This is a genomic window from Bradyrhizobium ferriligni (assembly GCF_056837965.1).
The window spans coordinates 166,220-172,716 of sequence record NZ_JBXEJO010000005.1 but is presented as its reverse complement, the minus strand read 5'-3'; the positions used below and the strand labels follow the sequence as shown (position 1 = coordinate 172,716).

The following is a 6,497-nucleotide window of genomic DNA, read 5'->3' as shown; positions in this document are numbered from 1 at the left end:
AGACCGCCAGTTCAACGGCCTGGCGCTTGTAGTCCTCTGTGAACGATCGACGTTGACGTTCTGGCATTCGACACCTCCGGGCTCCTTGAGCCTACTACAGGTGTCCACTCATTCGGAGGAGGTTCAAGGCCCTGCTGAAGAAGGCTCGCCAGGCTGATCTGGCAGGCCACACAAGCGAATGGCTGCGAACGCCCGGGCTCCAACCTCCGACTTAACAACGCTGAGCTACCGGTGTGTGTTGCAACTGCTTTCCGCCCTTCGTAATCGCAAAGAGGCAGTCCTGACGATTGGCTCACGCGCATTGGGGGAAAGTTTCACTCCGGAGATGCGCGCAACGGATCTGCTTCGCGAAGAGCGAAGTGGCGGCGGCGAAACGAAGCAATCGCCCCAGTTGGCGGCCTCCAGGCGAAAACGGCCCAACACCTCTGCCTAAAGCCGAGCCAGTTATTCCCTGCTTCATCGGCGCGCGACCCTCGGCCCTCTTCAGGCAGAGAATCCTACCGTACAATGAGAGGTTACGGAGACGCGCCAACCGGCGCCTCTTCTACGGATTCGCAATCCGGCCTGGATAAATAAGTGTCATCGGGAAAAGCGGCAAAGGATACCAGACTTCAAAAGGCCAGCATCCAAAAATGAGCGCGAGGTATGACTGGGTCAATCTGGCTGGGGGCGTCTGCGTGGCGCCGGTAATTATTGGTAGATCATGCTCCCCTGTAGCCAACCGCTCAAAGGCCAATCAAAAAGCGAATGGCGAAGTAAGCACTGACTCCAACAGCCGCGGTCACCGCAAATGAAAGCAGGACACGCCAAAGGTCACCCTGTTTCGGTTCGAAAGCCGGTTCGTTCGGCACGTTCCCCCTCGAAGGCCATATCGGATTGGAAATGGTACACGACGGAGGCCGCTTCGCGCGTTAACATGGGTGAAGGCGCTCTCTCATAGGAACATCCGACGCGCCAAAGCACTTGCAGATGCAAAAACCACTGGTTTCGGAGGAACGCTCCCGCGGTCGGCCGCATATAATGGAATGAGCGCAAATGATTATTTGGAAATGGCGAAACATTATCGCCACGCCAAGGAAGCAACACGTGACAGTTTCGCGCGACGCTACTTGGAGGACATGGAGCGCAGCTACCGGGTGCTGGCCGCCAGCGAGGCCGCGCTGGAGGCGTCCAAAAAGTCGCAAGCCGCGCTGGACGAAAGCAAGCCATGAAAGTATCGCTCTCAAGGTTGAAGAAGAATGGCCGTGTCAATTGAAGCGGCCCTGATTGCTAGGTCGGGGATTGAAGCGGGGCACGCTGCGATTCGGTCATGCTAGGGTCTGCTTGACCTAGCCGGGCTCGCTTTCGCACCGATACGAAAGAGGGCGCAGTATCCGGGTCGATGCATCGGGCCACGCGACGACCGCTCACAGGATGCTCCTCGTCCGATACCGTTCATGACGCTGCGCTGCATCTCTACGCCCAGCGCTTCGATTCCAGATTGAGCTCGCGGAGCGGGCGAGATGCTGAAATCCTGGCGGCACCAGCAGCCCTTGGGGAGTGAAGCATGACCGCGAGGAACAAGGCTGTTTTGATCGCGTTTGACGTTTTTAATGTCAACCCTCGGAGAACGTCCATGGCAGAACGCGAAACAGGTAACCTCATCGGCAGTGACAAGGTGGAAGGCACGGCCGTCTATGGCGCAGACCAGCAGAAGATCGGCAGCATCGAGCGCGTCATGATCGACAAGGTGTCGGGCAAGGTCGCCTACGCCGTGCTGGGTTATGGCGGCTTCCTTGGCATCGGCGACGACCATTATCCCACGCCTTGGTCGAGCCTGACCTATGACACCAACCTCGGCGGGTACCGCACCAACATCACCAAGGACCAACTGGATAAAGCGCCACGCTACACAAACGACAATGACTGGAGCTGGAATCGCGCAAACGATCAGCGCGTTTACGATTACTATCAGGCCTCGCCCTATTGGTGAGCGAACTCCATCGACGCTCTTCAGAAGCCCGGCGTCGTGCACACCGGGCTTTTGCTCTGAAACCACGCAAGGTTCTCCGGCTTGTCGTGTCGATTTGCCGACTGGAGATACACCAAGACCAAGACCCTGAACGACCTTTTTCACGACACGCTCAAAGACGTCTATTTCGCTGAGAAAAAGGATCCTGAACGCTCCACCTAAATTGGCCGAGGCCACGAGAGCGGCACGCTCGTTCACTTGAACGGAAAAGGATTGCATTGAGAAAGAGCCGTAAGCGCAAGAAGGGAATCCCGAGCCTCAGTGAGCGCGTCGCCCTCGAATCATCGCACCTTCGAGAGCTTGCCAGGGCCTTGGGCCATGCCGAGCCCGCTAAGCGGCGATGCGGAAAGCCCGACAGATGGAAGAGCGCCGCAAGCTAGCTGAATTTTAAGAGCGCCGGCCGCACGTGAGGAACCCGCAGTTTGGTCACTCCGATGCACGCGCCTTCTCTGTCCATTCGCCCTAGAACAGTCGCATCGTTCTGAAACGCACTTCTAGTCGGTAGCGTCATCGCTTTCTCAAGGCTCATGCTTTCTCAAAAAGCAATTGCCCCGATACATCGTTGTTCCTCGCCGCCCTCGGGGCGTTAGGCCGCTTGCGTCGCGCCCCGCGCACGTGAGCGGGCTTGCGAGCAGTTTGCGATACCGCGTGATGTTGCACCGGCGGGCGCGGAGGCACGCAAGCGTGACATCAGACATATCGGGGCCCCTCATGCTGCGGCCGCGTTTGATGCAATCGCCGAAGCATCGAGTGCTTAAGAAGCGCTGGAGCACTTTGCTGGTGACGGTCCGGGCCACCCGTCTCAACTTTCGCCGTGCAGCGCAGCTTATTGCCATCTTATTTGCCGAGGTAGAGAACGGATTTGCCTGCGTTCAACTATGTCGATCTCAGCTCATTCCCATGTGGAAGAGCAGATCAAAAAGCATAGAACGCCATCCGGTCCTGGGGCCCGGCAAGGCCCGCAGCTTGGATGACCATCCGTCCTCGACCACGACAATCTTGGCATCGCGTTCGATGTCAGGTCGTGACAAATAGGAGATAGCAGACTGCTATCACCAACAGCGCCCCCAGCACAGTCGAAGCGTTGGCCTTTCTCATCATCTAACCAACCCTTCCGACCGCCGCTAATGGGGTCATTGTGATTGCTCGCTTACCGGCCTGACCGTCATGTTCGTGTCACGGCCTTGATCACCTGCAGCATCTTGAGCTCCTGACCGCTGCCGCTCGTCGAAATTCGGAGATGCCCATTATCCCGCGAGAACTTTGGAGGCCGTCATCGAGCTAGCCGCTGGATCGCCTGAACAGCGCCTTTGCCACTCAGGTCTCCGTCTGACTGCGCCGACGCGGCAGACATCGTAAGGACCAGGACTGTGGATATGGCAAACAGCAGCTCCATCGATATTCTTGCATTGTTGCGCGGTGACAGTTTTGGCGGCGAGCTGCAAACAGCATCCGTCTGATCCGCGTTGCTATGGACGACCTCGCTCGCAGATGCCACGCTGGCGGTGGCGCCCGCGAAACGGCCGCACTCGAATATGCCAGGCCGCTTGCCACCGATTCAGGGCCGAGTAGTTGAGGAGAAGCGCAGCATCCATCGGCCCTGAGATATATCTCTTATGGTTTGACTGCTTCTCGCGCGGCGTCCACCGCATCCAGACCCACCTGTCTGGCGCGGTCCAGCGCCTCGGTACTGATGTCGGCAAATTCGGCCTTCACGGTGTCCGAGGCTTCGCGGAGGCTCTGTGCTACGGCCTCCGCGCGCCTGCCGAAGTCATTCTTCACATCGTCGCTCAGCTCTCCCATTGTCTCGGATTCAAGCGCTGTCACGCGCAATGCTCCGGCAACCGCAGCGCCGATCGCTACGCCAACGGCTCCAAGCAACAGAGGCTGCCGTTCCAGTGCAGCGGCCAGTGTCGATTCCGCCTTCTCGTAGGCTTGCTTCCCGGCCGATGGATCGACGATTCCACTCAATGTCTCCTTCGCGTAGGCAACGCCGTCGTTCAGACGCCCCTTCACCTTCTTCGCCGTGTCCGACACTACGTCGGATGCGGCGCCGGCGGCCTCGTCGTCCGGATCGGGCGCGGTCGGTGGAGATGTCTCAAAAACCGATGCGGCGGATTGTGCGGCCCTGGCGCCGAGGTCCTTGGCCGGCCCCATCGCGTTAGTGAACGATTTAGCAGCTGTCCGCATCTTCTCGTCACCGGTCATCAGCCAAAGCAAGCCGCCTCCGACCAACGCCGCCGCCACGGGATTATCCTTCGCGGCGGTCAATAGACTATCGACGAAACCGGGCTTTTCGCTCCTCATCGCGCCATTCCCTTCACGGTATCCTTGTCCTTCTCGAGCTGCCGCATCGTTTCACCGGGGATCAGCTTTCTCGAATCGAACCGGCTTATGCCGATCGCGACGAGAAGTCCTGCGATGCCCGCGGCCACCACGGCCGACGTCAAATAGGACAACGGCTGTGACCAGCCGGCGGAAATCAAAGCGGCCGAGAGCGCGAATAGTGCCATTACCAAAGCGGGGATAAGGAGGATGGCGCCGCCGACGAGAAGGCCGATTGCGCCGCCCATCGTCTGGGCCTTTTCGGTCAGTTCCGCCTTGGCAAGATCGACTTCGTTCTGGAAAAGCTTCGCGGCCTGTGAAAGCGCATCGCCGATAAGGGCCGATACCGCTCGCAGATCCTCTCGTCCGGTCTTGACGTCCTCTTGAATGGTCATGTCAACTCACCGCTCTCTTAATTGATTTGCCAGTGCGATGGCCTCGAACCGGCTTGCACGATTACTATTGGCTCGATCCGCCGGAACGCGCCTCGTCATTCCCTGACGCCGGTCGTTCGTCTCCCTGCGATGAAGAACCGCCGTCTGAGGCCCTCAGAAAACGCACAGCGGCAAAGCCGGCGAGAACCGAGAGACCGAGGAAGGCCGCCGGCTGACGCTTGGCAAAACCGGCAGCGTTGTCGACGAGATCTCGAAAGCTGCCGTTGCGGATCTTCTCGCCAGCGCCTTCAACGTAGTCCGCCGCCGAGTTAATCCCCTTTGCCGCGAGAGGTGCATCGTTCTCGAATGCGCGTGCGGCTTCCCGGATATTGCCGGCAAAACGCTCGATGAAAGCGGCGCCAGATTGCTGCTTGTCACGCTTCCGATCCTGGAACTGGTCCACGGCCCCGGACACCACATCTCTTGCTGCGCCCGCCGCTTCCGCGAATTTCTCCCGCGCTGTGTCGGTCGAAGCCCGAAGAGCGTCACCGGCGCGCTCCTTCATTTCGGCTGCCGCGTCGTGCATCTGATCCTTCAGTCGCTCCGACAGAGGGGCATCCGGCTCTTGGGCGGTATTTCGCTGGTTCAAGTCGAGATCGCTCATTGATGTCTCTTCAGGTCTTAGAGTTTAAAAATTGGAGGTCGAGGTATCGGAGTTCGAGGCATTAGAGTTTGAGGTGTTGGAATTGCGGTTCGGGTCGAAGGCGGCCGCAACGATGTCGTCCGCGGCCTCCTTAAGTCTCTCCGCAACGCCTTCCGTCATACGGCTGGCGTGTTCCCCGAAGTCCGCATCGGCGATACTGGAGGCCGCGGCATCTGCCGCCGACAACGCCGCGTCCTTTGCGGCCTCGAAGCCGGACGCAGTAGCGTCGCTCGCGGCCTGTCTGACGTTGCCACTCGTCGGTCCCATGACCTTGGCCTCGGCGTCGGTCGACGGGAGGGCCGCGGCCATGATCGCGCCGATGGCAATACCAAGTCCGCCGATCAATGCGGCGTTGTCTCCGATGACTTCACGTGCCTTGGCCGGGGCCTGTTGGGCGGTGTCCCTGGCCGCATCGGTTGTATCCTTCACGCCGCTGCGCAGTCGTTCGAACGCGTCCTTGGCCGCGTCGACGCCGTCCGATGCCTTGCAGGCGAGAGTGTCGAAGGTTTGGGTGGCCTTATCCCTGAGATCGCCGGCGGCGTCGGTGGCCGTATCGGCCAGTCCCGCGGCTCCGCCACGGACGGATGATGCAGTCTCCTGAGACACTCGCTCCGCCTCATCTTTCAAAGGGTCGACCGCATCCTGGACGCGGGCGCGCACCCTCTTCGAGCTAAGAGCGAGGCCAGCGCCGATCATGAGAAGAGGCAGGGGAACGCGGCGCGCCATCTGCACCAGCGGCAAAGCCACGGCCGCGCCGGCCGCAAGCGCCTGGATGGGGTTCTCAAGCGCCTTGTCCTTGAGATCGCCGACCCAGCTCTGGGTCTTCTGGCCGACGAAGTCGGAGACTTCGGACTTGATGTGCTCCGGGGAAACAACGTGGCGGATGTCTTGCGCCGTCTCGGTGATGCTATCTTTCAAGCGGTCGACCGTCGCCGCCAGCTCGGCACGGCTGCGCTCGGATTCGCGCCGGAGCTCCTCTACGGATCGTGTCATCGCATCGCCTCGCTCGATTTCCTGAATTGCTGCGAGACGAACCCACGCTAAATTGATTCGTTCCTACTTGCTTTCTTCGTACCACTGCGCT

At 59.9% G+C, this 6,497-nt stretch carries 6 protein-coding genes and 1 pseudogene; 3 read left to right on the top strand and 4 right to left on the bottom strand.

Annotation, left to right across the window (positions count from 1 at the left end; genetic code table 11):
* Positions 1–1,025 precede the first annotated feature (1,025 nt).
* The 3 genes and pseudogenes from AC1VNY_RS04680 to AC1VNY_RS04670 form a co-directional block, all read left to right on the top strand.
* Positions 1,026–1,211, top strand: coding sequence for a hypothetical protein (locus AC1VNY_RS04680; protein WP_482404283.1), 186 nt, complete (start codon positions 1,026–1,028; stop codon positions 1,209–1,211).
* A gap of 404 nt (positions 1,212–1,615) precedes the next feature.
* Positions 1,616–1,972, top strand: a complete 357-nt coding sequence (locus AC1VNY_RS04675) for a PRC-barrel domain-containing protein (protein WP_137482149.1) — start codon at positions 1,616–1,618, stop codon at positions 1,970–1,972.
* Between the two features lie 81 nt (positions 1,973–2,053).
* A pseudogene (locus tag AC1VNY_RS04670) lies at positions 2,054–2,195 on the top strand (DUF892 family protein); the annotation flags it as partial.
* Between the two features lie 1,430 nt (positions 2,196–3,625).
* Here the strand turns inward: AC1VNY_RS04670 and AC1VNY_RS04665 are convergent.
* From AC1VNY_RS04665 to AC1VNY_RS04650, 4 genes are all read right to left on the bottom strand, one after another.
* Complete coding sequence (locus AC1VNY_RS04665) at positions 3,626–4,318, bottom strand: hypothetical protein (RefSeq protein WP_482404282.1); 693 nt, start codon at positions 4,316–4,318, stop codon at positions 3,626–3,628.
* Complete coding sequence (locus tag AC1VNY_RS04660) at positions 4,315–4,731, bottom strand: phage holin family protein (RefSeq protein WP_482404281.1); 417 nt, start codon at positions 4,729–4,731, stop codon at positions 4,315–4,317. The genes AC1VNY_RS04665 and AC1VNY_RS04660 overlap by 4 nt, the downstream gene beginning before the upstream one ends.
* 64 nt (positions 4,732–4,795) lie before the next feature.
* Entirely contained in the window at positions 4,796–5,374 is a 579-nt protein-coding gene (locus AC1VNY_RS04655) for a hypothetical protein (protein WP_482404280.1), read from the bottom strand.
* A gap of 24 nt (positions 5,375–5,398) precedes the next feature.
* Positions 5,399–6,406, bottom strand: coding sequence for a DUF3618 domain-containing protein (locus AC1VNY_RS04650; RefSeq protein ID WP_482404279.1), 1,008 nt, complete (start codon positions 6,404–6,406; stop codon positions 5,399–5,401).
* Between the last annotated feature and the right edge of the window lie 91 nt (positions 6,407–6,497).

What these genes read in the sequence shown, in the direction of transcription:
- AC1VNY_RS04655 (WP_482404280.1), bottom strand. Translation starts at nt 5,374, where the DNA reads ATGAGCGATCTCGACTTGAACCAGCGAAATACCGCCCAAGAGCCGGAT.
- AC1VNY_RS04675 (WP_137482149.1), top strand. Translation starts at nt 1,616, where the DNA reads ATGGCAGAACGCGAAACAGGTAACCTCATCGGCAGTGACAAGGTGGAA.
- AC1VNY_RS04680 (WP_482404283.1), top strand. Translation starts at nt 1,026, where the DNA reads ATGAGCGCAAATGATTATTTGGAAATGGCGAAACATTATCGCCACGCC.
- AC1VNY_RS04650 (WP_482404279.1), bottom strand. Translation starts at nt 6,406, where the DNA reads ATGACACGATCCGTAGAGGAGCTCCGGCGCGAATCCGAGCGCAGCCGT.
- AC1VNY_RS04660 (WP_482404281.1), bottom strand. Translation starts at nt 4,731, where the DNA reads ATGACCATTCAAGAGGACGTCAAGACCGGACGAGAGGATCTGCGAGCG.
- AC1VNY_RS04665 (WP_482404282.1), bottom strand. Translation starts at nt 4,318, where the DNA reads ATGAGGAGCGAAAAGCCCGGTTTCGTCGATAGTCTATTGACCGCCGCG.